Raw genomic sequence first — 24,466 nt, forward strand, 5'->3', positions numbered from 1 at the left:
CGCCTGGATTAAGAGGGTGCGCGAGCGTGTCGCGCACCCTCCCGGTTCGCCGCATCAGTTGTTGAGCTGATCTTCCGTGTAGTAGCCGGAACCGACGAGAACCTCCTTGGCATTGGACTTGTCGACGGAAACGGGCTTCAGGAGATAGGACGGAACGACCTTGACGCCGTTTTCATAGGTCTTCGTGTCGTTGACCTCCGGCTCCTTGCCATCCATGATCGCGTTGACCATGTTGACGGTGACCTTGGCGAGTTCACGGGTGTCCTTGAAGACCGTGGAATACTGTTCGCCGGCGAGGATCGACTTGACCGACGGCAGTTCGGCGTCCTGACCGGTGACGATCGGCATCGGCATGTCGCCGGAGCCGTAACCGACGCCCTTCAGAGCCGAGATGATGCCGATCGACAGACCGTCATAGGGCGACAGAACGCCATCGACCTTCGCGTCCGTATAGGCGGACGACAGAAGATTTTCCATGCGGGCCTGGGCCACGGCGCCATCCCAGCGCAGCGTGCCGACCTGGTCCATGCCCATCTGACCGGACTTGACGACGATCTTGCCGCTGTCGATCAGAGGCTGCAGAACGGACATCGCGCCGTCGTAGAAGAAGAAGGCGTTGTTGTCGTCCGGCGAGCCGCCGAAAAGTTCGATGTTCTTCGGCTCGGTGGCACTGTCGAGTTTCAGGCCTTCGACGAGCGAGGTCGCCTGCAGCACGCCGACCTGGAAGTTGTCGAAGGTGGCGTAATAGTCGACATTGCCGGAATCGCGGATCAGGCGGTCATAGGCGATGACCTTGACGCCGGCATCGGCCGCCTTCTGCAGGATGTCGGAGAGCGTCGTGCCGTCGATGGCGCCAATGACGAGAACCTTCGCGCCCTTGGTCACCATGTTCTCGATTTGCGCCAACTGGTTCGGAATGTCATCGTCGGCGAACTGCAGGTCCGGCGTATAGCCGGCTTCCTTGAACAGCTTCTCCATGGTCTCGCCGTCGGAGATCCAGCGCGTCGACGTCTTGGTCGGCATGGAGATGCCGACCATGCCCTTTTCCTGGGCGACTGCCGGCGCGGCGAAGCCGGCGACCGTGATCGCCGCAGCCGCGAGAAGCGAAGTAAAGAATTTCATCAGATCTCTCCCTGAGTGTTGAACCGGCAGGCACGGGGCCTCCGTCTATGCGCAGCGACCACCGTCGCGAGCGTGACCCCCGGCGGTGGTTCAAGATAAAGGAAGCCCTCCCCGTCTTATCATACTCCCGCATGCGCTGGCGCATATGCTGGGAAACTGGAATCAATTGCCATAACTGTCAAATACAATATCGCTTTGCATGCATACCAAAATTGATATATCGCTCTAAAAGAGTGTGATTTTTGAAACTCTTGAAAACGGAACCCAATGCGATGCTCGATGGCAGGCAGAATGCAGCCGGGCTTACGGGAGAACTGCTGGAGACGGGGCTTTTCCGCTCCGGCTTGAAGATCAACCACTTGCGGCTCATCCTGGCGATCGACGACCATCGGCGCATCAGCGCCGCGGCCGACTCGCTTGGGATTTCGCAGCCGGCGGCCTCACGCATGCTCGCGGAGATCGAAGCGATCGTGAAGGCGCCGATATGCGAGCGCGTGGCGCGCGGCGTCGAACTGACCCGCTACGGCGAGGCCCTGGCACGCCGGGCCCGCACCATCTTCCTCGAGTTGCGCGAGGCTGCGCGCGAGATCAACGAGCTGAAGACCGGCAGCGGCGGGTCGGTTTCGCTCGGATCGGTCACCGGCCCGGGGCTCAATCTCGCAGTGCCGGCGATCCGCCAGGTGTCGACGGCCTATCCCGGCATCGAGATCAACGTTCAGATCGACAACAGCAACGTGCTGACGCGGGAGCTTCTGGCGGCGCGGCACGATTTCATCGTCGGGCGGATCCCCGACGACCTCAATCCGCGGCTGTTCAACCTGGTCGAAATCGGTTTCGAGGAGGTCTGCCTCATCGTCCGGGAGGGCCACCCGCTGTTGGACAAGGCGTCGGCCGGCGCCCACGACCTCCCGGGCTACGACTGGGTGTTCCAGCCGCCCGGTACACTGCTTCGACGCGCGGTCGAAGACAGTTTCGCTTCCGCCGGCGTCCGGCTTCCGGCGACGGTCATCAATACTTCATCGACCATCCTGACGCTGTCGATCGTTCGGAACACCAATGCGATCGCTCCCGTTGCGCTCGACGTCGCCAGGCTGGTCGCGGGCAACGGCACGGAAGCCGGCGAGATCCGGATTTTGCCGACCGAATTTGCGATCCGCATCAAACCCTATGGGCTGATCACCGCCGAAGGTCGGGCCCTCCCCCGAGCGCAAAGCTGCTTTACGATCTGATCCTGAAGCAGAGCAGGGCGTGATCAGGTCCGCATAATCTTGATATCGCAAGCTCCGGCCAACTCAGTGCCTGCCCGGAGAGACTTGATGTTCGGCATGTCGGTATTCCACTCGGTGCTCGAGCGCCTCAAGGCCGAGCAGGACGACGGGCTGTCGGACGAGGCCAGCGACGGATGGCGGGGCACCGCCATCGGCGCGGCGCCGGGCTTCGTTGCCGAAAACGCGGCCCACACCTGGGCATCCCGCAGCGCGGTGGAGCAGGCCTATCGCGCAGTGGCGGCGGAGGAACGATCCGAACCGTTCTCCATGCCCGATCATCTGAAGCGCACAGGCCTTGCGGAGGTCGCCTCCGAGCTCTCGCTGGGCGAAACGGAAACGGCGCTGACGCTCGCCGCCAAGCGGAGGCGTTTCGCCGCAGCGAATCATCCCGACAGGCTGCCGGTGGAAGCGCGGCTCAATGCGACCTTGCGCATGAAGCTTGCTAACATGCTCATCGACGAGGCTTTGAGGCGGATCGAAGGACGGAAGGTGACTGGATAAGCGTCAGTTCGTTCCGTCGGTGGTGTCGCCGGCGGCTTCGCCTTTGCTCTGGCTCTCCTCCTTCGGCCGGTAAAAGAGGAGAAGGGACGCGCCCGCATAGGCGGTCACGACCATAAAGATCGTCCCCCACATCACCTGCCCGCCGTAGAATTCCACCGCCGTCCACACGGCGCAGAACACGATGATCAGCAGCCGGATCCACAAGGGACGATAGAAGGGGTGATCCGGATCGATGAATTTGATCATCCTGGTTCCTCTGGGAGACTTGATATCGAATTCATCTACTGCACATTTCCGCAATGAGAGCAAATGCAGCAAAAGCGCGCAGAGATCTGCCGTTCGCGGCGCAGAACGAAGCGGACGATTTCCGCATTTCCGCTGCTCGTAACAGAGCGGCACTTCAAATCGTTGGCAAACAGGCCTATAAGCTAGACAGGCTAGCTAGGTTGGAGCAAAATAATGGATTGGCAGCTGCAGGACGCGAAGAACCACTTCTCGAAAGTGGTGCAGAAGGCGCGCAACGAAGGGCCGCAGATCGTCACGCTGCGTGGCGAGCGCACGGCCGTGGTGCTGTCCGCCCGCGACTATGACGCTCTGCGCGCCGGCCGGCCGACCCTGGTCGACGATCTGCTTGGCGGTCCCCCTTGGGACGATGAGCTCGCCGAAGCCATCGAAGCGCGCGCCAAAACGCCGAGTCGCGGCGTGGCCTTCTGATGTATCTGGTTGACACCAACATCGTTTCGGAGGCGCGACGCGGCACGCCTCAGGCGCTGTCCTGGTTGCGTTCCGTCGATCCGCTCAGCATCCAACTGAGTGCACTGACCCTCGGCGAGATCATGCGCGGCATCGCACTGAAACAGAAGTCGGATCCGAAGGCTGCCGCTCACCTCACCGAATGGCTGCGCAAGCTGCGCCACGACCATGGCGACCGCATCCTTCCGGTGACCGACCAGATCGCCGTCGAATGGGGCCGCATCGCCGCGATTCGGTCGCGTGGCGATATTGACGGGCTCCTCGCCGCGACCGCGATCGTCCACGATCTGATCCTCGTCACGCGCAACGTCAGGGATTTTGAAGACACGGGCGCGTCAGTGATCAATCCTTGGGAGACACCGGCGTGAGCGGCTCGGGGCCGCCCGCAACCGTCAGAAGCCGGTTTCTCCCGGCCGCGCCTCTTTCGCTCGATCAGGCCCGGGGTGAGGACTTGGGGCCGGACCGGTGAACCGACCGCGGTTGACACTTGACGGCGCCAAGCCGATTGGAATAAATATTCCGCATAGGCAATAATTAGCCGTTTCATTCCAGTTCCTCCGCGGATGGCCCGCGACGCCTTTGCGCGATGAGCGTCAATCATCGTGTGCCAACCCGGTCGCGCACCGGAATTCAAGGACGACAGTGATGACAGTGAGATTTGGTCTTCTGGGCGCCGGGCGTATCGGCAAGGTTCATGCGAAAGCCGTCAGCGGCAATGCCGATGCCCGCCTCGTCGCGGTGGCGGATGCCTTTCCGGCCGCCGCGGACGCGATCGCCGGCGCCTATGGCTGCGAAGTCCGGACGATCGATGCGATCGAAGCCGCCGGCGACATCGACGCCGTGGTGATCTGCACGCCGACGGATACCCATGCCGATCTGATCGAGCGCTTCGCCCGCGCCGGCAAGGCAATCTTCTGCGAGAAGCCGATCGATCTCGACGTCCAGCGCGTCAAGGGCTGCCTGAAGGTCGTATCCGAGACCAAGGCCAAGCTGATGGTCGGCTTCAACCGTCGTTTCGACCCGCATTTCATGGCCGTACGCAAGGCGATCGACGACGGGCGCATCGGCGAGGTCGAAATGGTGACGATCACCTCGCGCGATCCCGGTGCGCCGCCGGTCGACTACATCAAGCGTTCGGGCGGGATCTTCCGGGACATGACGATCCATGATTTCGACATGGCGCGTTTCCTGCTGGGCGAGGAGCCCGTTTCCGTCACCGCGACTGCGGCCGTGCTCGTCGACAAGGCGATCGGCGAAGCCGGCGACTATGACAGCGTCTCGGTCATCCTGCAGACGGCATCCGGCAAGCAGGCGATCATCTCGAACTCGCGCCGCGCCACCTATGGTTACGACCAGCGTATCGAGGTTCACGGCTCCAAGGGCGCCGTCGCTGCTGAAAACCAGCGCCCCGTTTCGATCGAGATCGCGACCGGCGAAGGCTACACGCGCCCGCCGCTGCACGATTTCTTCATGACGCGCTACACGGAAGCCTACGCCAACGAGATCGAAAGCTTCATCGCCGCAATAGAAAAAGGCGCCGAGATCGCCCCGTCGGGCAAGGACGGCCTTGCCGCGCTGGCGCTCGCCGATGCGGCGGTCCGCTCCGTTGAGGAAAAGCGCCAGATCAGCATCGCCTGACGACCTGCCGCCCTATTGAAAAGACAGGCCGGGCAGTGCCCGGCCTTTTTTCGTCTCATCGCGCTTCAGGCTCCCATCCGATGCGGCACCGTGGAGGATGATGAGGCCGCGTGCACGCTCGGTGCCAGCCCGGGTCGGCCGGTCAGAAAACCCTGGATATGCCGGCAACCCTCGTCGACGATGATCTGTCTCTGCCGCTCCGTTTCGACGCCTTCGGTGACGACCGGAAGGTTGAGGCTGTGGCCGAGCGCGATGATCGCGCGGATTATGGCATGGGCCGCCGGGTCCTTGTCGAGCGAGGCGGTGAAGCTGCAGTCGATCTTGAGCTTGTCGAATGGAAACGTCTGGAGATTGCTGAGCGAGGAGTGCCCGGTGCCGAAGTCGTCCATCACGATCCTGACGCCAAGGAGGCGCAGCCGGACGAGAGTTGCGAGGACGTCGTCGCGGTTATGCATCAGCGCGGCTTCGGTGATTTCCAGTTCGAGCCGCCTCGGTTGCAGCCCCGTCCGCAGCAGAATGGATTCGATCCGGTCGAAAAGGTTCGGGAGGAGGAATTGCACCGGTGAGACATTGACCGAGACCGGCAGCGGCTGGCGCCAGCGCACCGCCTCCATGCAGGCCTCTTCCAGCACCCATTCGCCGATCTGAATGATCGAGCCGCTCTCTTCGGCAATCGGAATGAACACATTCGGGCCGACGAGACCGCTATCGGGATGGCGCCAGCGCAACAGCGCCTCGTAACCGACGATCCGGTCGTCCCGCACATCGACAAGCGGCTGATATTCGAGGAAGAGCTGCCGCCTGACGACCGCATGCCTCAAATCGTTCTCGATCTGCCGGCGCGTGCGCACGGCTTCGTCCATTTCGGCGTCGAAGAAGCAGGCGATACCCTTGCCGGTCTGCTTGGCCCGATAAAGCGCCGTATCGGCATTGCCGTAGAGCCGCTCCGCAGTGGTCCCGTCGCCCGGACAGATCGCTACGCCGATGCTGACCCCGACCGCCATCGGATCGCGCCGCGTATCCATCTCTTCCGAAAAGAGCTTGAGGATACGGTCCGCCAAGAGTTCGCGCGGCTTCCGGCTGCGCCGCTCCGCTCTGGACGATGGCGAACTCGTCGCCGCCCAGTCGCGCGATCGTGTCGGCCTCTCCTGCCGCCGCCCGGAGGATGTCGGCCACCTTCCTGAGGATACGGTCGCCTTCCCCGTGGCCGAAAATGTCGTTCACGGCCTTGAAGCGATCGAGGTCGAGACACAGGACCGCCAGCGCTTCATTGTGGTGGACGGCGGCGGCCAGGGCCTGTTTCAGGCGGTGGTCAAAGGAGCTTCGATTGGAAAGATCCGTCAGCGCATCGTGGTGAGCGAGGTGTTCGATCGTCCGTTCGGCATCCTTGCGCGCCGTCAGATCCCGCACGAAGATCACGTCGCATTGCCGGCCCTTGTATTCGATCGTTCGGCAGACCCTTTCGACGGGCACGTATCCGCCGTCCGCGTGAAGGAGCTCTCCCTCGCTTGCCCCCTCTCCGGCCCCAAGGTCTTGCGCGCTCCGTCTTCCGGGCGCATCGGCGAACAGCTCCCGCCGCTGCCTGCCGATGAGCTCGGCGGGCTTTCGACCACAGAGAGTGACGAACCGTTCGTTGACTTCGATGACCTCGCCGCCGCGAAGGATCACCATGCCCTCCAGCGAGGCGTTGGCGAGCCCCTTGAGGTCCGTCAGGTGCCTGTCGACGAAGAGAGCGCCGAAGGCCATGAGAATGAGCGTGGTTGATGCGGCGATGACGCCCCCCGCGAGCCAGAGCGGATCGAAGACGTCCGTTGCCGCGACGCTCGGGTCGGGGATCAGGACGACGCCGCTCATCGACGTGAAGTGCAGGACGCATATCGCCACCACCAGGAGCAGGATGGATGCGGCAAGCCCGCGCACGCCGCGCAGCGCCTGAAACGAATGGAAGGCGAGCGCGGCGATCGACGTGCCGAGAAGAACGGCGGCGAAACTCGTTTCCGGATCGAATGCGACCCGTCCCTGGACCTCGATGGCACGCATGCCGGTCACGTGCATGGCGGCGATTCCGAGCCCGAGCAGCAAACCGCCGACGGCCGGAGCATGGCGTGAGCCTCCGGCCAGGCCGACCGAGAAGGCAACCCAGGACGTCGCGATCGCGACCGCAATGGAAAAGCTCGTGCCTCCGGCCTCATAGGCGATGGGGATTGCCCCGTCATAGGCGAGCATCGCGATGAAATGCGTCGACCATACGCCGATGCCGCAGGCAAAGGCGCAGACTGCAATCCAGAGGCGCCGCTGACTGCCTGCGCTGCGCCGGGCGCGCTCGAGAAGCAGCATCGTCGCAACGCTGCCGGCCAGACAGACGACCGTCGCCACCACGATCAGGCGCCAGTCATGATCATCGCGTATGCATGCAATCACTGAAAACATCGCCGTCCCCCACGCCGAAGACAGCTTGGCAACGAGACTCTAAATAACCGTAAATTGAAGACTGCGCAGCACTCGCGTCAGCCGGAATTCTGCGACGCCGAGCCGGCAGACCCGCCGCCTCACGGATGTCCTGCTGCTGCAATGTCGCCGTCGATCGCGCCGAGCGCCCGATCGATATGACCGTCGAAAACGAGCCGCTGCTCGTCCGGGACCACCCTTATCTGCGGCATGCCCTGCAGGCGGACCTGCAGTGATTGCGCGAGGCCCTCCTCCAGTCCCTTCTCCAGAAGATCGAAATAGCGCGTGCCCGGCCCCGTCACGAAGATCGGCATCGGCTCATAGAGACTGAGCATCCGCGAAATGCCGTTGCCGAGCGCCAAGCCGGCCTGGCGGAAGGCATAGCCGGCCATCCGGTTTCCCTGGCGCGCGCTCGCGGCGATCTTGTCCATCTCCGAAGGCGGAACGAACTTCGCCGGTATGGTGTCGGAGGGCACCTCGAAAGCCGTGCGCAGTATCCCGTAGAAGCCCGCTGCCGCCTCGATGCAGCCATAGCTGCCGCAGCGGCAAAGCCCCGCGGACGGCTGATGCAGCATATGACCGAAATTCGGCGCCGAGACATCGAGCTCGCCGGACCTGCCCCTTCTGGCAAGCCCGAGGCCGATGCTGTGGCCGAGCGAAACGGCCGCTAGCGCATGGAAGCCGCTCTCGCTTTCCTCTTCTCTTACCGCGAGGGCGTGCGCCACCAGCAGCGAACTCGTTGCTGAGCATGATCCTCGCGCGCCAGGCGGGCCGGAGCAGTTCCACGAAGTCGAGTTGCTCGCTGCCGAAAACCGGCGACCAGATGAGCCGCGCGCCGTCGCCGGCCACGAGCCCCTTGCTGCTGATCGAAATGGCAAGCACCTCGTCCTTCGAGATATTCGAGCGGACGAGCAGGCGTTCGAGCGCTGCTGCCAGAACCTCCCCGAAAACGGCGGTGCCGCGAAGGTCGTGGCTGCGCGGATCCTCGAAACGGTCGAGCAGGATGCCGCCATAGTCCGCAAGCGAATATTGCACGACGTCGGAGGAAATGCGCACGACGATCACGTAACCGCAGCCGCGTCTCGGCTCGAAGAGAACCCGCGGGCGGCCGCGGCCGACCTGGACGTGCTGCTCGGTCTTGGCGATGATCCCGGACCGCTCCAACTCAGCGGTGATGACGGAGATCGTCGCCGAGGCAAGACCCGTCTGTGCCGCAATCTCCGTGTGGGAGAGTGATCCTTTACGGCGGAGCGCCGAGAGAACGAGGGCGCTGTTCTGCTGACGCACAAGCTCGGTGCTGGATTTGGTCAGCATCGTTTACCCTTGCAGCGCCGCGCGCCGGATGAGGCGCTCAAAGGGCGCTGTCGCTCTTCAGGGTGCCGCATGTTCAATCCCTGAACCTGCGCGATCAATTGAAACATGCATCAGCGGTAGCGGGTCCCTCGAAGACATGCCCTTCCCAAAACATCCGGCGGCCTACAAGACAAGGCGCATTTCCATGATTACGCAGCCATTTCAACGTGCTGCGGCAATGATTCACACGCTGCGGCGGCCTTGTTGACAGCTTGCGGAAACTCTGACATTTATTTTCTCGACTGTCGAGAAAAAACGCGGCGACGCGATAGCGACAGCATCTGGAGGCTCGTCGGGGATGCGTGCGGGAGGTTCGTGCGCGCGGCCGGGCCATTTGGGAGGATAGGATGAAATCCATTTTGAAGCTGTTGGCGGGGGCTGCCATCATAACGTCCATGCATTCCGCGGCGATCGCCAAGGATCTGGTCATCGGCGTTTCCTGGTCCAATTTCCAGGAAGAGCGCTGGAAAACCGACGAGGCAGCCATCAAGGCCGCGCTCGAAGCTTCCGGCGACAAATATATCTCGGCCGACGCGCAGTCTTCCGCCGCCAAGCAGCTCACCGACATCGAGTCGCTGATCGCCCAGGGCGCCAACGCGCTCATCGTGCTTGCGCAGGACTCCGACGCTATCGGCCCGGCGATCGAGAAGGCAGCCGCCGAGGGAATTCCGGTCGTCGGCTATGATCGCCTGATCGAAAATCCCGACGCCTTCTACATCACCTTCGACAACAAGGAAGTCGGCCGCCTTCAGGCGCGCGAGGTATTCAAGCAGAAGCCGGAAGGCAACTTCGTCTTCATCAAAGGCTCCTCCGCCGATCCGAATGCCGATTTCCTCTTCTCCGGGCAGCTGGAAGTCCTGAAGGAGGCGATCGACGCGGGCAAGATCAAAAACGTCGGCGAAGCCTATACCGACGGCTGGAAGCCGGAGAACGCCCAGAAGAACATGGAGCAGTTCCTGACCGCCAACGACAACAAGGTCGACGCGGTCGTGGCCTCCAACGACGGCACTGCCGGCGGCGCGATCGCGGCACTCGACGCCCAGGGCCTTGCCGGCTCGGTTCCGGTTTCCGGCCAGGATGCCGACAAGGCAGCGCTGAACCGCGTGGCGCTCGGCACGCAGACGGTTTCGGTCTGGAAGGACTCCCGCGAGCTCGGCAAGAAGGCAGCCGAAATCGCCGTGGCGCTTGCCGGCGGCAAAACCATGGACGAAGTCGAAGGCGTACAGACCTTCAACGGCGGGCCGAAGGGCGTCGCCATGAAGTCCGTCTTTCTCGCGCCGCTGGCGATCACCAAGGACAATCTGAACGTCGTCATCGACGCCGGCTGGATTTCCAAGGAAGAAGCCTGCCAGGGCGCCAAGAGCGACGTTGCTGCCTGCAAATAACCGCAACGACATGGCCGATCTCTGGTCTTCAAGAGCGCCGCAACGCACACCGTTGCGGCGCTCTTGCAAGGTGCGAAGCGGACCGAACGACATCGACAGATAAGTGGGGGATGGCATGGCCATGGCCGACATCACAAAAGCCAACCAGACAGGGGCCGATCAGATACCGGGCACGCAAGCCGGCCGCGCCCGCACAACGGACGAAAACCCGGTGAAACGCTTCTTCCGTGCCACCGAAATCGATACCCGGCTGCTCGGCATGGTCGGCGCGTTGGTCATCATATGGCTCGGTTTCCAGGTGATGACCGGCGGACTGTTCGACGGCCTGTTCCTCAAGCCGCGCAACCTGTGGAACCTGACCGTCCAGACCTCGTCCGTCGCCGTCATGGCGACCGGCATGGTGCTGGTCATCGTCACCCGCAACATCGACCTCTCGGTCGGCTCCGTGCTCGGCTTCTGCGGCATGATCATGGGCGTCCTGCAGGCGCAGGTCCTGCCGCAATATCTCGGGCTCGGCCATCCCGCCATCTGGGCGATCACCCTTGCCTGCGGCATCGCGGTCGGCGGCGCCATCGGCGCGCTTCACGGATCGATCGTCGCCTTCCTCAACGTTCCCGCCTTCATCGTGACGCTCGGCGGCCTGCTGGTCTGGCGCGGCGCCACCTGGTTCGTGACAAGCGGCCAGACGGTTGCCCCGATGGACGCCACCTTCCGTCTCATGGGTGGCGGCACCGAGGGCTCCATTGGCGCGACGGCCAGCTGGATCGTCGGCTTTCTCGCCTGTATCGCCATCGTCGGCGCCATTTTGAATTCGCGCAAGCAGCGCAAGCGCTTCGGCTTCCCGCTGCGCCCCGTCTGGGCCGAGTATTTCCTGGCAATCCTCGGCTGCGCTCTGGTGCTTGGCGCCGTTGCCGTGGCCAACCATTATTACTGGCCGGTGAATATCGCCCGCAGATATGCCGATGCGAACGGCATCGCCTGGCCGGACGGCGGCCTGCAGATCTCGCACGGCATCGCCATTCCCGTTTTGGTGGCGATCGTCGTCGGTATCGTCATGACCTTCATCGCCACCCGCCTGCGTTTCGGCCGCTACGTCTTCGCGCTCGGCGGCAACCCCGAAGCGGCCGAGCTCGCCGGCATCAAGACGCGCTGGGTCACCGTCAAGATCTTCACGCTGATGGGCGTGCTCTGCGCCATTGCGGCGGCCATCTCGACGGCGCGCCTCAACGCCGCGACCAATGCCCAGGGCGAACTCGACGAGCTCTATACGATCGCTGCCGCCGTCATCGGCGGGACCTCGCTCGCCGGCGGCGTCGGCACCATTGCCGGCGCGATGATCGGCGCGCTCGTCATGCAATCCCTGCAGTCGGGCATGGTCCTTCTGGGAATCGATACACCCTTCCAGCGCATCGTCGTCGGCGTCGTGCTCGTCACCGCCGTCTGGCTCGACACCGTCTACCGCGCCCGCGCAAAATAATCAGGAGTTCGAACATGACTGAACAACGCACTCCGCTCGTGGAAATGAAGAACATTTCCATCTCCTTCGGCGGCATCCATGCGGTGGACGATGCCTCCGTCGACCTCTATCCGGGCGAAGTGGTCGCCCTCCTCGGCCATAACGGCGCCGGCAAGTCGACGCTCATCAAGATTCTCTCCGGCGCCTACAAGCGCGATGCCGGCGAGATCCTGATCAACGGCGAACCGGCCGAGATCAACAATCCGCGCGACGCCAAGAAATACGGCATCGAGACGATCTACCAGACGCTCGCCGTCGCCGACAACGTCGACGCTGCCGCCAATCTCTATCTCGGCCGCGAACTGCGCACCCCCTGGGGCACGCTCGACGACGTGGCGATGGAAGCCAAGGCCCGCGAAGTGATGGGCCGGCTCAACCCCAACTTCCAGCGCTTCAAGGAACCGGTGAAGGCGCTCTCCGGCGGCCAGCGGCAATCGGTGGCGATCGCCCGCGCCATCCTCTTCGACGCCCGCATCCTGATCATGGACGAGCCGACCGCGGCACTCGGGCCGCAGGAAACCGCGCAGGTCGGCGACCTCATCAAGCAATTGAAGCGCGAGGGCATCGGCATCTTCCTGATCAGCCACGACATCCACGACGTCTTCGACCTCGCCGATCGCGTCTCCGTCATGAAGAACGGCCAGGTCGTCGGCCACGCCCGCACCGAGGACGTGACCAAGGACGAGGTGCTCGGCATGATCATCATGGGCAAGGTACCCCCCAAGGCCACCCCCGGCCCCGGCGCCATGCAGATGGCGTGAGGCGGTACAAACCCGCCAATGCCGCGTCGACGGGCGCGGCATTTTCTTCGCAAAAGCCGCCTCCCCCAGGCACCAAACGCAAATTTCCGCTGCAAACCCCGTCAATCACCATTGAAGCGGCGCGCAAGCTAGGCTAAGAACCGCTCACAGCCTGCTTCGGCGGCCCTGCCGCCAAACGGATGCACCCGTAGCTCAGCTGGATAGAGTGTTGGATTCCGATTCCAAAGGTCACAGGTTCGAATCCTGTCGGGTGCGCCATTTCCATAGGAAAAATCCAATAAAATCAATGCGTTTCGCCCTTTAACTGGCATTTTGCTACCTTTTCCGCCTGTCGTTTGCTACGTTTTTGCCCCTTCAAAAGCGGCGAAACGGCAGCGCCTTGGAAAAACATTCCACCATTGCGTTTCTGCAAGAATAGAGAATTTGATTTCAGTTTCAAATTCCAAGTATATCTCCGCTTTTCAAAATACCTCACTCCGCGGGTGCGTAGTCGGCATACGCATCTCATTTCATCAGCATTATCGAAGCGGCATCGGTGCGGGATTACCCTGCAATGATGAGCCGGGGCATTGAGATCTTGGAGACGATCAAGAAACCCGACATTGCCGAAATTGCAGCTATCGGCGGTGCCATCGAACCGCCCCGCGCTCGACATGCTCCAACTGTTTGACATCTACGTTGATCTGTCCGGGGACAAGTTCCTTGGCTTGGACAAGCGGGCACGCGACAAGAGAGTGAACCGATACAAGGCAGCGGCTACCGATTTCGTCGCCATCATGGGTGAAATCGATGTCGTCCAGATGGTTCCCAAGCAAGCATTCGAGTTCGCCGCAAATCTCACAAACCGCGTTGCAAACGAAGAAATCGAGCTTGAGACGGCACAGAAGAAGCTTCAGTTCATCAACATGTTCGTCCGCAAGGTTTTTCGCTCGCACTACCCCACCAAAACCAATCCGTCGAAGATGCGAAGATTGAAAGCAATGGTGCTGTCGAGACCGGTAAGCGCCGCTCGTTCACCGAAGCTGAAGTCCTCGCGTTCAATGACAAGCTGGCAGAGTCGGACGCCAATGACCAGTTGGTCGCGATCCTTGCGATTTCCGAATGCACCGGGGCAAGCATGAAGAAATTTGCTTGCTCACGGAATCCGACTTCCACATAGATGGTGTGGACCATCCGTTCATCACTATCGGACCAAACAAACACCGTAAATTTGTGAAGACCGGAAAATCCAGACACCGAGATTTGCCGTTGCTCGGAAAGGCGCTTGAAGCCGCCAAGAAATACGCCAAGGCTTTCCCCGGTATGCCCGTCCCGGTGGTGCTGAAGCTCTTTCAGCGGCGGCAAACAAGCTAATCAAGCCTGTGGCACCGGGGGCAACCACCTACTCATTCCGCCACCGCATGGCGGACCTTCTGCGCAACTCCGGATGCGTGGACACGATGAAGAATTCTCTGCTGGGCCACCATTCACCGGGAAGAGCATGCGATACGGCGACGGATTCGACATGCCTAACAAGCACAAGGCATTGAAGAAGGCGCTTGCCCTTGCAGAGAAGAAACAGAAGCACGTGAAGAATCAAACCCCTAACCGACAACCAAATATGCCCGAAGCGAAATAAAGCGGCTTAATGTCGCCCTACCCTACATCATGAAAGAACGGCATATTCCCATTGAGGAATATGCAGAATTGCAAGGATACAACTACAAAACATTACCCACGAATAAGAAGGCGCGAACCGAATTTCTGGCGCAGCAGAAGCGGCTTATTAAGCTGCTCAAAAGCAAGGGATTCGTCGAAGCAGCGTTGATCCACGGGAGAAAGCGAAAGCAGCTGCAAGACCAGCTAAACGATGATTTGGCACTGTTGGCTGATTGAAGTCCCTTGGCGAAGCTCTTGAAGGGCAGCCATGAGGCGCTTGAACCCGCTTAAGACGAAACCCCGGCACCCGACGACCGGGGTTTTTGTCTAGTCCGTGACTAGCGCGACCAGCTTCCGTTCCACGACGCAAGCTTCGACGAGAGTGGTTTCGTCATTAAGAACACGAAGTAGCGTTTGCTGATCGGGCATTTTCATCTCGCACCGATATACTGCCATCGCAGCAAGTTCGCCTTCGTCGGGATCATTCTCAATGAAGTCGCGACGTTGCTCCAAAGCGGCAGCTTGGCATTGTTCAAGCGTCTCTGTGAAATAGAGTAAATCGTCATTGCCCGGAGAAATCTGGTACGCGTACAGAGTGGCTGTTTCCATCTTTGGGATACTCCCTTTCAAGAATCACCCGCGCAGGTATAGTCCAATCCTCGAGGTTTGAAATTGTCGAATCCTACAAACCGGGTTGGGGAAAGAATGAACCGTCTCGTGGTTTGGCTATGGATTGCGCTCGCTACCGCGGCGAATGCACAAGCAAAAGTCGGTGCGGACTATTCCGGCAGTTACCTATGCAAGACCACAGCGAGCGGCGGTCCTTGTTCGTGGCAACGATGGCGTTTGGCAAGCGACGACGTCCAACGTTGTGGATGATGCCTATGTGATCTCTTGTCTCGTCGACGATCGACGGACTGGCGCCAGACGGTTTGGAGAACTGGGATAGTGACCTCTAAACTTGCTCTGGGCACGCCCCGAAAATGAGCGGCAGCCTTCCGCGCTACCCGCTCCGACAAATCGACGAAGCAGACCGTCCGCCGACTCAGCCTTGAACCATCCGTGATCGCGGCACGATGGGGGGCGGTTGTACTTGGAAGAAACGCGGTGGATCTCGCCACTAAGGGCAGTCAGCTGAGGTCTATCGACGCCAGAAATAACTGGGAACCATCCACGGAGGGCCTCGCCCCGTTCGTGTTCTAACGGTCGAGGCCCCAAACGTCCGGATTTCGTGCGAAGTACTCGATCAGCATTTCTACGAGGACACGGACTTTCCGGGCGGGGTGCTGACCCGGGGGCCGGACGACATACGCGCCTGCCGAAGGTGGGGGTAGCGCCTCATGACCGGGACGAGCGCGCCGGAGGCCACATACTGGTGTGTGATGCAATCGGGGAGCCAGGCGATGCCGAGTCCTGCCGCCGCGGCAGCGGCAAGCGCCGTAGCGTTGTCGGCCTTGAACCTGCCCTGCGGCTGAACCGTGACAACCCTGCTGCCATCCATGAACTGCCAGGTTTCCGTTCCCTGCATGAGGGCCTGATGGTTGACCAGTTGCTCAGGCGTCTCAGGTGAACCGTGCGCTTCGATATAGGCCGGGCTTGCGACAAGCTTTCCATAGATCGGTCCGACGCGCTTCGCGATGAGGTTGGAGTCCTGAAGGTAACCAACCCGGATCGCGCAATCGAAACCTTCGGAGATGAGATCGACGAAGCGATCGCTGTAGGAGGTATGGATGTGCAGCTGCGGGTGTTGTTGCGCCATTTCCGCAAGCACGGGGGCGAAGTGGGTCGGGCCGAAAGAAAGCGGCATGGCAACCCTCAGGCGGCCACGCAACTCACCGGTAGGGAGGATCGTTTCCCTGGCCGCATCGATCTCGGCGCTGGCTCGGGCCGCATGGTCTCTGAACGTCACTCCCGCTTCTGTAAGCGCGGCGCCGCGGGTCGTTCGTGCAAGAAGCTGGACCCCAAGCTCCGCTTCAATCCGAATGAGCCGCCGACTGACGATCGATTTGGAGACGCCGAGCCGGCGCGCGGCAGCCGATACGCCCCCGGCATCGGCCACTGCGACGAATGTCTGCAGATCCTCGATATCCAATCCGGCGTTCCTCGTTTCGCGACACAGCTTGTCTGACTATGGCACTATCGCACCACCAAAAGGAACAGCAAATTGAGTTCCAGGCAACGTCGCCCGCTGGCGCATGTCTCCCGTGAAACCCGTTGCCGTCCATAGCGGCAGAGAAAGGAAGTCTTGATGACCCCTCGTAACGGCCTTGATTCGCTTCTTCGTCCCGAAGACTCGGTCCTCGTTCTGATCGACCACCAGCCCTATCAGCTCACAAACGTGAACAGCCACGAACCGCAGATGGTGGTCAACAATGCGGCGGCTCTGGCGAAGGCCGCCAAGGCCTTCGCCGTGCCCACGATTCTGACGAGCGTGATCGCTGATCGGGGCGGCCGCATCTTCCCCCAGATCACTGACGTGTTTCCCGGCCAAGAAGTGATCGATCGGACGTTCATCAACACCTGGGAGGATGAGAAGGTCGTGGACGCGGTCAAGGCCACCGGACGCAAGCAGCTCATCATCGCGGGCCTGTGGACCGAAATATGCGTTGCGATGCCGACGATCCAGGCGCTCGGCGAAGGTTGGGACGTGACGGTCGTCACCGATGCGTCCGGCGGCACTTCGGTCGAGGCCCATGAGGTCGCCATCCAGCGCATGATCATGGCTGGCGCGAACATGATGACGTGGCTGTCGGTGGCTGCGGAATGGCAGCGCGACTGGGCCCGCACGGAGCATGCCGCCGAGCTTTCGGAGGTGCTCGTGCAGCATGCCGCCGGCAGCGGCATCGCCTTCCTGTGGGAGCAGCAACTGCTCAACACGCCGGTACCACGGGACGCGGGCTGATCCGAGCGGGGATGACGAGAATCTTGACCGGCGCTTTGTGAGCCGATCGTTTGTCGAGCCTCGTCATCCCCATTCTGCTGGGCTGCGTAAATCTTCAGAGAGATTTGCCCCGTACCGGAACAAAGCGGAATGCGATTCGGTTGACTCCCCGGATATACAGGGAGTTAGCCATGGCAGTCTCGGCACGAGCCCAATGGAAGGGCTATCTCCGATTTGGTGAAGTCACTGCGCCGGTGGCGCTGTACACCGCCACGTCGACCTCCGACCGGATCGCCTTCCACACGGTCAACCGCGAAACCGGAAACCGGGTACGGCGCGAGTTCGTCGACAGTGTCTCCGGCAAGCCGGTGGAAAAGGAAGATCAGGTCAAGGGCTACGAGATCGGCGACGAGCGATATGTGGTGCTCGAGCCGGAGGAAGTCGCCTCCGCCGTTCCGGAGAGCGACAAGACGTTGCGGGTCCAGGCGTTCATTACCTGCGACGACGTCGACAAGGTCTATTTCGACAAGCCCTATTATCTGACACCCGACAAGATGGGCACCGACGCATTTGCCTTGCTTCGCGAAGGCATGCGCAAGAAGAAGGTCGCCGCAATCGCCCAAACGGTCCTTTTCCGCCGCATGCGCACCGTTCTGCTTCGACCGCATGACAAGGGACTGATCGCTACGACCCTGAACTTCGACTACGAGGTCCGGAGCGCCAAGGAGGCGTTCAAGGAGATTCCGGACATCAAGATCGAGGGTGAGATGCTCAACCTTGCCAAGCACATCATCGGCATGAAGAAGGGCACCTTCTCGGCCGAAGAATTTGACGATCGCTACGAGGCTGCGCTCGCCGAACTGATCAAAGCCAAGCTCGAGGGCAAGTCGCTGCCGAAACGCGCACCGCCGAAGGTCTCGAAAGCCAATGATCTGCTTGAGGCGCTCCGCCAGAGCGCCGGGATGAAAAAGCCGCCGGCGGCATCGAAGAAGCGCGCGAGCAAGGAAAGCGCGGCAAAGGCCAAGGCGAAACCGGCTGCAAAGAGCGCGCCCGCCCAGCGCCGCCGCGCGAGCTAGAGCAGAATGAGGAAAGTGTGCGCGATTTTCCGCCCGCATCCCGCTCTACTGTTGGAACCGGTCACGTACATGTTTTCAGGTCGAACCGGCCTAAAAACATCATGATCCAGGGAGGTGAACGATGGCGCCGCCACGTCCATATTGGAAAGGCTACCTGAAACTCTCGCTCGTCACCTGCCCCGTTTCGATGATGCCGGCGACCAGCGAGTCCGAAAAGGTCCGCTTCCACACGCTCAACCGCAAGTCCAACAACCGTGTCGTCTCCCGGTACGTCGATGCGGTGACCGGCAAAGAGGTCGACGAAGACGACGAGGTGAAAGGTTACGAGCGCGGCGAAAACGACTTCCTGGTGATCGAGGACGAAGAACTTGAGAGCGTCGCGCTCGAAAGCGCCAGGACGATCGACATCGAGAAGTTCGTTCCGCGCGAGGCGATAGAATGGATCTGGCTGGAGAAGCCTCACTACCTTACGCCCTCGGACGAGGTCGGCCACGAAGCTTTCAGCGTCATCCGCGACGCCATGGTAGCCGAGAAGGTCGCCGGCATTTCACGGCTCGTGATCGGCCGCCGCGAACGCGCCGTGATGCTGGAACCGTGCGGCAAAGGCATCGTCGTGTGGACCCTTCGCTATGGCGACGAGGTGCGAAAGCCGGAGACTTATTTCGCCGATATTGGCGATGGGGATGACGATCCGAAGCTGATGAGCCTCGTCACCTCGCTGATCGAAGAACGCAGCAAGCCATGGAACCCGGATATGGTCAGCGATCCCGTTCAGGAAAAGCTGCTCGAAATCATAGAAAGCAAGCGGAAGTCGGCCAAGAAGGTAGCCAAGCCGAAAGGCAAGGAGGGAGAGCCGGTCCATGCCGGGAACGTCATCGACCTCATGGCGGCGCTCAAGGGAAGCCTCGAGAAAAAGAAACCCGGGGGCAAGAAGTCTTAACAGGCGAGCGGCCTGCGTTGCCGGAGCGATCCGGGTACCCCGGAGGTGGCAACAACGGTTCATCCAATATCGCCGGGTCGTCAACCAGTTTGGCCTGCGCTCTGTGGCGCGGTTATCACGGCGGTCGCAGCCATCCGTGCGGCGGCTATCGCAAGTGTAGCCTTGCCGATATGGTGGGTATAATTGAACGGTTTTCTTCGTATTGTTCCAGAAAGTTGGAAAGTGTCGAATCCAGGAACTCCGACCTTCGAGCAGCTCCGCGTCTTTCTGGCGGTAGTCGATAGCGGAAGCTTTGCCGGGGCCGCGCGCAAGCTCAACCGTGCAGTCTCGGTCATAACCTACGGGGTGGCCAATCTCGAAGCGCAGCTTGGCCTTGAGCTGTTCGAGCGCAAGGGCACGCGCAAACCGCAACTCACGGCCGCGGGGCGCGCAGTGCTCGCCGAAGCGCGCGGCCTCGCCGAGGGCATCGAGGGCCTGCGCGCCAAGGTCAAGGCGCTGCATGACGGCCTGGAAGCAGAAGTGGATATGGCCGTCGACGTGATGCTGCCGACGGAGCGGCTGGGAAAGGTGCTGCGAGCCTTCGCCGAAGCCTTTCCGACGGTATCGCTGCGACTGCATGTCGAGGCGCTCGGAGGGGTGACTGCGGCAGTACTGGACCACAAGGCGATGATCGGCATTTCCGGTCCCTTGGCGACCGGCGTTCGAGGCGTGGAGTGCATCGCGGCAGGCTCCGTATCAATGGTCCCGGTCGCGGCACCCCATCACCCGCTCGGGCGCATGGAGCGGATAGCACCGGGCGATGCCCGCGATCATGTCCAACTTGTGCTGACGGACCGTTCCCCTTTTACCGCAGGCCGGGACTTTTTCGTGCACAGCCCGCGTACATGGCGGCTGGCGGATCTTGGCGTGAAGCATGCGCTGCTGCGCGAGGGAATCGGCTGGGGAAACATGCCTCTTCCACTCATACGACCCGATCTGGCAAGCGGCGCGTTGCTCCGGCTTTCCATGCCGGATCACAGGGGTGGCATCTACCGGTTCGGCGGCATCTGGCGCCGGGATACCCCGCCGGGACCGGCCGCGGCGTGGCTGCTGAACCAGTTCGTGATACTCGGAGCCGCTGACATCGAGGAAGCCGGACTTTCCGACATTTAGAGCACTTCCGGGAGAAGTGTTCCCGTCCGGTGTGGTCTCGGGTGAAGATTACAACGGTCTCAGCAGATGACGCACGATCGGCGGGTGATCACCGATATGAAAGGCGTTGAGCGTCTGCTGGTCGATCTGATCGGCATGGGTGACGCGGGCGTGCTGGCGCTGATGCTCCAGCCAGCTTTCGACCACGAAGCTCTCGACAACCCGCCCGGGCTCGGCAACGTCTTCCCACACATCCCAGCGGATCGCTCCGTCGCGTTGCCGTACCGATCGGAAGCGACGCAGGGCCGCGACGAACTCGGCCGTCCTCTCGGGTGCAATCCGATACTCGATCTCGACCAGAACTGGCCCGCGATCGCCGGCGGGCTGAACCGAGACCACGGGTTCAGCCCAGTGGTGCGAGGGCGCCAAGTCGGCGCCCGCATCCCTGGGAAGACGCCAGATCGCCGCGAGAACGAGTGCCGCCGCCTGGCCGATGGCCGCGATGGTGAGCGCCGTCGTGACATCGGTTCGTGCGGCGACCGAGCCCCACAGGACACTGCCGCCCGTCATGGCTCCCTGGAAGACGAGAAGATAGACAGCAAGCGCGCGCGCTTTCACCCAGCCGGGCGAGGCCATCTGCGCGGCGACGTTGAGCGAAGTCAGCATGGCGATCCATGCAAGGCCGGCAATCGCCATGACGGCGCCCGCCGCCCAGGCGTTCGACGTGATGGCCAGCAACAGGGTGGCGAGAGCGAAGAGCAGCGTCGCGCCGATGGAGAGCGTGTTGGCAGGAACATGCCGGCGCAGCTTCTTGAGCAGCAACGCCCCGACAACCGCTCCGGCACCCATGCAGCCGAGCAGGGCGCCATATCCGGCTGCGTCGAGCCCCAGACCGCGCCGCGCGACCAGCGGCAGCATGGCCCACAGCGCGCTGCTGAAGACAAAGAAGCCGACGGCGCGGACGAGCACCAGACGAAGTGCCGGCGCATGCCGGGCATAGCGATATCCGGCCTTCAGCGCGCCGACGAAGTGCTCCGGCGGCAGGGAGCGCGAGTCGGCCGGACGCTTCCATCTGACGAGCACGACGAGCACCGCAATGACCGATAGGGCATTGAGCGCAAAGACAGCGGCGGTTCCGGCCACGGCAACGATCACACCACCGAGCGCCGGGCCGATCGCGCGGGCGATATTGATCCCAAGGCTGTTGAGTGCGACAGCATCCGGCAGCGTGGGCTGATCAACCAGTTCCGGTACAATCGCCTGGAAGACAGGCGCGGTAAGGGCGGCGGATATCCCTAGCACCAATGTGGCGGCCAGCAACACATAGGGGGTCGTCAGGTCCTGCCAGGTCAGCCCGGCCAGGACTGCCGCGGCAACCAGGCCGAGCGTCTGGCTCGCCAGCAGCATGCGACGTCGGTCGACAGTATCGGCCAGCGCGCCCGCCGGCAGCGCGAGCAGGAACATCGGCAAGGTGGTCGCTGCCTGCACGAGCGCAACCAGCAGAGGACTCGGCGACAGCGAGGTCATCAGCCAGCCGGCGCCGACATCGTGCATCCAGGTGCCGATGTTGGAAACGATGGTTGCGATCCACAGCGCCCGGAAAACCGGAAAGCTCAGCGGCCCGGCCTTACTTGCCGCGGCAGATTGGTGTGCAGTCATGTCAGCTCCGTCCGATGGCTGGAAATGGCAATCGATATGAGTTCCCCGATCAACCAACATGCTCGAGGAGCGTATTGACCTGTCACCGTCACACTGCCCAACAGCCGCAGCCCAATGCACCCCAGAACGTTCTGGAATCGGCCGTGGGAACACTGGCGCCCAGCGCGGCGGCGTGGTCGTGGCCATGCACGGCACAGCCGTTCGCGCATCCGCAGCGCAGCGACAACTTGGCGCGCGCCTCCGGCGTCTTATGGTAGCCGCCGAAGGTGCTGACCGGCGACCAGTCGGGCATCGGTTTAGGAAGCTCCGGCGCAAGCGGGGTGTATTCGCCGTCGCCATGCACAACCTTACCGCCGAGAAGAGTGAGCACTGACCGCAGATGCACGATGTCGTCATCCGGCACAGCGAAATAGTCGTCGGAGAGTACAGCCAAATCGGCAAGTTGCCCGACCTTTATCTGGCCTTTCTTGCCTTGCTCGCCGGAGAACCAGGTGTTGGCCTCGGTCCAGAGCCGAAGCGCGGTCTCGCGGTCGAGGCGATTGGCTTGCGGATAAAGACGCAGACCGCCGACGGTCTTTGACGTCACCAGCCAGGAGAGCGACACCCAGGGATTGTAGCTCGCAACCCGCGTCGCGTCGGTTCCGGCGCCCACGGGAATCCCTGCCTGCATCATTCTCCGGATCGGCGGCGTGCGTTCGGCCGCCTTCGCGCCATAGCGCTCGACGAAATACTCGCCCTGATAGGCCATGCGATGCTGCACGGCGATGCCACCGCCAAGCGCGGCGATGCGGTCGATATTGCGATCGCTGATCGTCTCGGCATGATCGAAGAACCAGTTGATGCCGGTGAACGGGATGTCCCGATTCACCTTCTCGAAGACATCGAGCGCGCGGCCGATCGTCTCGTCATAGGTGGCATGGAGCCTCCACGGCCAGCGGTTCTCCGCCAGCAGGCGAATGACCGGCTCGAGGTCAGCCTCCATATTCGGTGGCATCTCCGGCCGCTCGACGCGGAAATCCTCGAAGTCGGCCGCTGAGTAAACCAGCATCTCGCCGGCACCGTTATGCCGGTAACTGTCATCTCCCTTACCCGGTGAGACTTGCTTCACCCATGAGGAGAAATCGGCGAGTTCCTGCTTGGGCTTCTGCGTGAAGAGATTGTAGCTGATGCGGACAGTAAGCTGGCCGTCGCGGTGCAGCCTCTCAACGATCTCATAGTCATCGGGGTAGTTCTGGAAGCCCCCGCCGGCGTCGATTACGCTGGTGACGCCAAGCGCATTGATCTCGCGCATGAAGTGGCGGGTCGAGTTGAGCTGGTATTCGGGCGGCAGCTTCGGCCCCTTGGCGAGCGTCGAATAGAGGATCGTCGCGTTCGGCTGAGCGAGCAGAAGGCCGGTCGGATTGCCGGCCGTATCGCGCAGGATCTCGCCGCCGGGTGGATTGGGCGTATCCTTCGTGTAGCCGACAACGCGCAGCGCTGCCGCATTCAACAGCGCCCGGTCGTAGAGGTGGAGGATGAAAACCGGCGTATCCGGCGCGGCTGCGTTCAATTCGCCGATGGTCGGCAGACGCTTCTCCGCGAATTGGTGTTCGGTAAAACCTCCCACGACACGCACCCATTGCGGTGCAGGCGTCCGGTCGACCTGCTCCTTGAGCATCGCCATCGCCTCAGCGAGGCTGGGCACGCCATCCCAGCGCAGCTCCATATTGTAGTTCAACCCACCACGGATGACGTGCGTGTGGCTGTCGATCAACCCCGGAATGACGCGGCGCCCTTTCACGTCGATGATGATTGCATCGGGTGCCGCAGCCCGCGCCTCGGCTTCGGAACCGACCGCCAGGAAACGCCCGTTGCGGATTGCTATGGCCATGGCGGACGGGTTTTGACGATCGAGCGTGGTCACCTTGGCGTTGACGAGGACCAGGTCATTATTGGGCATGGGAGTCTCCTTGGCATAGGCTCGGAATGGCGAGGAGAGCGCCGCCGCGGCGACGCCGGCGATGGTCTGGCGACGGGTGAAGCTCATGAGTTCTTCTCCCGATTGTGAGGCATCGGCCCGAGCACGTGCTCCGCGCACCGGGTCTTGACGAACGAAGTCACGTCCTGACCGGCGAAGGCACGCTTGGCGATCGGTAGCATCTGCTCGCCGAGCAGCATGCCGAACAAACCGACGAGGGCGACGACGGGCGGCGCCGGCGAGCGGACGCCGAGCAGACTATAGACTACGCCCACCAGCAGGCCGGCGCCGAGCGAGAGCAGGTAGATCTTCATGCGGTCTCTCCTTCCCTGCGTTTGGATCGATTCCGGGATGGCTCCGCCCGCCCTCGGAAGGCTGCGCGCGCTTTCCGAGGACCACGGTCGGCCTGCCGCCGGATTGCGGCGCTGAGGATCGCCTT

At 62.1% G+C, this 24,466-nt stretch carries 20 protein-coding genes, 1 tRNA gene and 4 pseudogenes; 16 read left to right on the forward strand and 9 right to left on the reverse strand.

Features of this window, described 5'->3' with window-relative positions; all coding sequences use genetic code 11:
* Window positions 1-54 precede the first annotated feature (54 nt).
* A complete protein-coding gene (chvE, locus tag N0Q91_RS23880) occupies window positions 55-1,122 on the reverse strand; it encodes a multiple monosaccharide ABC transporter substrate-binding protein (RefSeq protein ID WP_100670072.1) in 1,068 nt (355 codons plus the stop codon).
* A 272-nt stretch (window positions 1,123-1,394) separates the two neighbouring features.
* Here chvE and N0Q91_RS23885 point away from each other — a divergent pair.
* Together N0Q91_RS23885 and N0Q91_RS23890 are read left to right on the forward strand one after the other, a co-directional pair.
* A pseudogene (locus N0Q91_RS23885) lies at window positions 1,395-2,374 on the forward strand (LysR substrate-binding domain-containing protein).
* 64 nt (window positions 2,375-2,438) lie between these two features.
* Entirely contained in the window at window positions 2,439-2,891 is a 453-nt protein-coding gene (locus tag N0Q91_RS23890) for a hypothetical protein (protein ID WP_275599279.1), read from the forward strand.
* A 3-nt stretch (window positions 2,892-2,894) separates the two neighbouring features.
* Here N0Q91_RS23890 and N0Q91_RS23895 read toward each other — a convergent pair whose 3' ends face one another.
* Window positions 2,895-3,137 carry a hypothetical protein gene (locus tag N0Q91_RS23895; RefSeq protein WP_026168958.1) on the reverse strand — a complete coding sequence of 81 codons (243 nt, stop codon included), beginning with the start codon at window positions 3,135-3,137 and terminating at the stop codon, window positions 2,895-2,897.
* 213 nt (window positions 3,138-3,350) lie between these two features.
* Here N0Q91_RS23895 and N0Q91_RS23900 point away from each other — a divergent pair, with 213 nt between their 5' ends.
* The 3 genes from N0Q91_RS23900 to iolG all read left to right on the forward strand — a co-directional run bounded on the left by N0Q91_RS23900 (window position 3,351) and on the right by iolG (window position 5,282).
* On the forward strand, window positions 3,351-3,605 hold the full coding sequence (locus N0Q91_RS23900) for a type II toxin-antitoxin system Phd/YefM family antitoxin (protein ID WP_275599280.1): 255 nt from the start codon (window positions 3,351-3,353) through the stop codon (window positions 3,603-3,605).
* Window positions 3,605-4,012 carry a type II toxin-antitoxin system VapC family toxin gene (locus N0Q91_RS23905; RefSeq protein WP_275599281.1) on the forward strand — a complete coding sequence of 136 codons (408 nt, stop codon included), beginning with the start codon at window positions 3,605-3,607 and terminating at the stop codon, window positions 4,010-4,012. The genes N0Q91_RS23900 and N0Q91_RS23905 overlap by 1 nt, the downstream gene beginning before the upstream one ends.
* Window positions 4,013-4,289: 277 nt before the next feature.
* Window positions 4,290-5,282: an inositol 2-dehydrogenase gene (gene iolG, locus N0Q91_RS23910; RefSeq protein WP_275599282.1), complete on the forward strand. Its 993-nt coding sequence runs from the start codon at window positions 4,290-4,292 to the stop codon at window positions 5,280-5,282.
* Between the two features lie 65 nt (window positions 5,283-5,347).
* Here the strand turns inward: iolG and N0Q91_RS23915 are convergent.
* Window positions 5,348-7,712, reverse strand: a pseudogene (locus N0Q91_RS23915) (putative bifunctional diguanylate cyclase/phosphodiesterase).
* A 119-nt stretch (window positions 7,713-7,831) separates the two neighbouring features.
* Window positions 7,832-9,044, reverse strand: a pseudogene (locus tag N0Q91_RS23920) (ROK family transcriptional regulator).
* 386 nt (window positions 9,045-9,430) lie between these two features.
* Between N0Q91_RS23920 and xylF the strand changes: the two are divergent.
* The 7 genes from xylF to N0Q91_RS23955 all read left to right on the forward strand — a co-directional run bounded on the left by xylF (window position 9,431) and on the right by N0Q91_RS23955 (window position 14,620).
* Window positions 9,431-10,468: a D-xylose ABC transporter substrate-binding protein gene (gene xylF, locus N0Q91_RS23925; protein WP_100670065.1), complete on the forward strand. Its 1,038-nt coding sequence runs from the start codon at window positions 9,431-9,433 to the stop codon at window positions 10,466-10,468.
* A gap of 115 nt (window positions 10,469-10,583) precedes the next feature.
* Window positions 10,584-11,945, forward strand: coding sequence for a sugar ABC transporter permease (locus tag N0Q91_RS23930; protein ID WP_080636707.1), 1,362 nt, complete (start codon window positions 10,584-10,586; stop codon window positions 11,943-11,945).
* 14 nt (window positions 11,946-11,959) lie between these two features.
* A complete protein-coding gene (locus N0Q91_RS23935; RefSeq protein ID WP_275599283.1) occupies window positions 11,960-12,745 on the forward strand; it encodes an ATP-binding cassette domain-containing protein in 786 nt (261 codons plus the stop codon).
* 181 nt (window positions 12,746-12,926) lie between these two features.
* Window positions 12,927-13,003, forward strand: a tRNA-Arg gene (locus N0Q91_RS23940).
* Window positions 13,004-13,347: 344 nt separating this feature from the next.
* Entirely contained in the window at window positions 13,348-13,866 is a 519-nt protein-coding gene (locus N0Q91_RS23945) for a hypothetical protein (protein WP_275599284.1), read from the forward strand.
* 10 nt (window positions 13,867-13,876) lie between these two features.
* Window positions 13,877-14,098 carry a hypothetical protein gene (locus N0Q91_RS23950; protein ID WP_275599285.1) on the forward strand — a complete coding sequence of 74 codons (222 nt, stop codon included), beginning with the start codon at window positions 13,877-13,879 and terminating at the stop codon, window positions 14,096-14,098.
* A gap of 294 nt (window positions 14,099-14,392) precedes the next feature.
* Entirely contained in the window at window positions 14,393-14,620 is a 228-nt protein-coding gene (locus tag N0Q91_RS23955; protein ID WP_275599286.1) for a hypothetical protein, read from the forward strand.
* Between the two features lie 90 nt (window positions 14,621-14,710).
* Here the strand turns inward: N0Q91_RS23955 and N0Q91_RS23960 are convergent, their stop codons facing one another.
* Both N0Q91_RS23960 and N0Q91_RS23965 read right to left on the reverse strand, forming a co-directional pair.
* The gene (locus tag N0Q91_RS23960) at window positions 14,711-14,992 is read right to left on the reverse strand and encodes a hypothetical protein (protein ID WP_275599287.1); all 282 of its coding nucleotides are present in this window, start codon (window positions 14,990-14,992) and stop codon (window positions 14,711-14,713) included.
* A 590-nt stretch (window positions 14,993-15,582) separates the two neighbouring features.
* Window positions 15,583-16,475, reverse strand: a pseudogene (locus N0Q91_RS23965) (LysR family transcriptional regulator).
* Window positions 16,476-16,631: 156 nt separating this feature from the next.
* On the opposite strand from N0Q91_RS23965, the gene N0Q91_RS23970 reads away from it, so the two are divergent.
* The 4 genes from N0Q91_RS23970 to N0Q91_RS23985 all read left to right on the forward strand — a co-directional run bounded on the left by N0Q91_RS23970 (window position 16,632) and on the right by N0Q91_RS23985 (window position 20,432).
* A complete protein-coding gene (locus tag N0Q91_RS23970; RefSeq protein WP_100671585.1) occupies window positions 16,632-17,285 on the forward strand; it encodes a hydrolase in 654 nt (217 codons plus the stop codon).
* Between the two features lie 170 nt (window positions 17,286-17,455).
* Window positions 17,456-18,340: a non-homologous end joining protein Ku gene (ku, locus tag N0Q91_RS23975; protein WP_275599288.1), complete on the forward strand. Its 885-nt coding sequence runs from the start codon at window positions 17,456-17,458 to the stop codon at window positions 18,338-18,340.
* Window positions 18,341-18,461: 121 nt separating this feature from the next.
* Window positions 18,462-19,280, forward strand: coding sequence for a non-homologous end joining protein Ku (gene ku / locus N0Q91_RS23980; protein ID WP_275599289.1), 819 nt, complete (start codon window positions 18,462-18,464; stop codon window positions 19,278-19,280).
* A gap of 222 nt (window positions 19,281-19,502) precedes the next feature.
* Window positions 19,503-20,432, forward strand: a complete 930-nt coding sequence (locus N0Q91_RS23985; RefSeq protein WP_275599290.1) for a LysR family transcriptional regulator — start codon at window positions 19,503-19,505, stop codon at window positions 20,430-20,432.
* Window positions 20,433-20,480: 48 nt separating this feature from the next.
* On the opposite strand, the gene N0Q91_RS23990 is transcribed toward N0Q91_RS23985, so the two are convergent.
* From N0Q91_RS23990 to N0Q91_RS24000, 3 genes are all read right to left on the reverse strand, one after another.
* Entirely contained in the window at window positions 20,481-22,070 is a 1,590-nt protein-coding gene (locus tag N0Q91_RS23990) for an MFS transporter (protein WP_275599291.1), read from the reverse strand.
* An 88-nt stretch (window positions 22,071-22,158) separates the two neighbouring features.
* On the reverse strand, window positions 22,159-24,096 hold the full coding sequence (locus N0Q91_RS23995) for an amidohydrolase (protein ID WP_100671580.1): 1,938 nt from the start codon (window positions 24,094-24,096) through the stop codon (window positions 22,159-22,161).
* Window positions 24,093-24,341, reverse strand: coding sequence for a XapX domain-containing protein (locus N0Q91_RS24000; RefSeq protein WP_275599292.1), 249 nt, complete (start codon window positions 24,339-24,341; stop codon window positions 24,093-24,095). The genes N0Q91_RS23995 and N0Q91_RS24000 overlap by 4 nt, the downstream gene beginning before the upstream one ends.
* Between the last annotated feature and the right edge of the window lie 125 nt (window positions 24,342-24,466).

The organism is Sinorhizobium prairiense, from assembly GCF_029201645.2.
Classification (GTDB): domain Bacteria; phylum Pseudomonadota; class Alphaproteobacteria; order Rhizobiales; family Rhizobiaceae; genus Sinorhizobium; species Sinorhizobium meliloti_A.

Coding starts and splice junctions, on each gene's coding strand:
- ku (WP_275599288.1), top strand. CDS start 17,456: ATGGCAGTCTCGGCACGAGCCCAATGGAAGGGCTATCTCCGATTTGGT.
- N0Q91_RS23995 (WP_100671580.1), bottom strand. CDS start 24,096: ATGAGCTTCACCCGTCGCCAGACCATCGCCGGCGTCGCCGCGGCGGCG.
- xylF (WP_100670065.1), top strand. CDS start 9,431: ATGAAATCCATTTTGAAGCTGTTGGCGGGGGCTGCCATCATAACGTCC.
- N0Q91_RS23955 (WP_275599286.1), top strand. CDS start 14,393: ATGAAAGAACGGCATATTCCCATTGAGGAATATGCAGAATTGCAAGGA.
- N0Q91_RS24000 (WP_275599292.1), bottom strand. CDS start 24,341: ATGAAGATCTACCTGCTCTCGCTCGGCGCCGGCCTGCTGGTGGGCGTA.
- ku (WP_275599289.1), top strand. CDS start 18,462: ATGGCGCCGCCACGTCCATATTGGAAAGGCTACCTGAAACTCTCGCTC.
- N0Q91_RS23890 (WP_275599279.1), top strand. CDS start 2,439: ATGTTCGGCATGTCGGTATTCCACTCGGTGCTCGAGCGCCTCAAGGCC.
- N0Q91_RS23970 (WP_100671585.1), top strand. CDS start 16,632: ATGACCCCTCGTAACGGCCTTGATTCGCTTCTTCGTCCCGAAGACTCG.
- iolG (WP_275599282.1), top strand. CDS start 4,290: ATGACAGTGAGATTTGGTCTTCTGGGCGCCGGGCGTATCGGCAAGGTT.
- N0Q91_RS23895 (WP_026168958.1), bottom strand. CDS start 3,137: ATGATCAAATTCATCGATCCGGATCACCCCTTCTATCGTCCCTTGTGG.
- N0Q91_RS23960 (WP_275599287.1), bottom strand. CDS start 14,992: ATGGAAACAGCCACTCTGTACGCGTACCAGATTTCTCCGGGCAATGAC.
- chvE (WP_100670072.1), bottom strand. CDS start 1,122: ATGAAATTCTTTACTTCGCTTCTCGCGGCTGCGGCGATCACGGTCGCC.
- N0Q91_RS23900 (WP_275599280.1), top strand. CDS start 3,351: ATGGATTGGCAGCTGCAGGACGCGAAGAACCACTTCTCGAAAGTGGTG.
- N0Q91_RS23905 (WP_275599281.1), top strand. CDS start 3,605: ATGTATCTGGTTGACACCAACATCGTTTCGGAGGCGCGACGCGGCACG.
- N0Q91_RS23935 (WP_275599283.1), top strand. CDS start 11,960: ATGACTGAACAACGCACTCCGCTCGTGGAAATGAAGAACATTTCCATC.
- N0Q91_RS23930 (WP_080636707.1), top strand. CDS start 10,584: ATGGCCATGGCCGACATCACAAAAGCCAACCAGACAGGGGCCGATCAG.
- N0Q91_RS23990 (WP_275599291.1), bottom strand. CDS start 22,070: ATGACTGCACACCAATCTGCCGCGGCAAGTAAGGCCGGGCCGCTGAGC.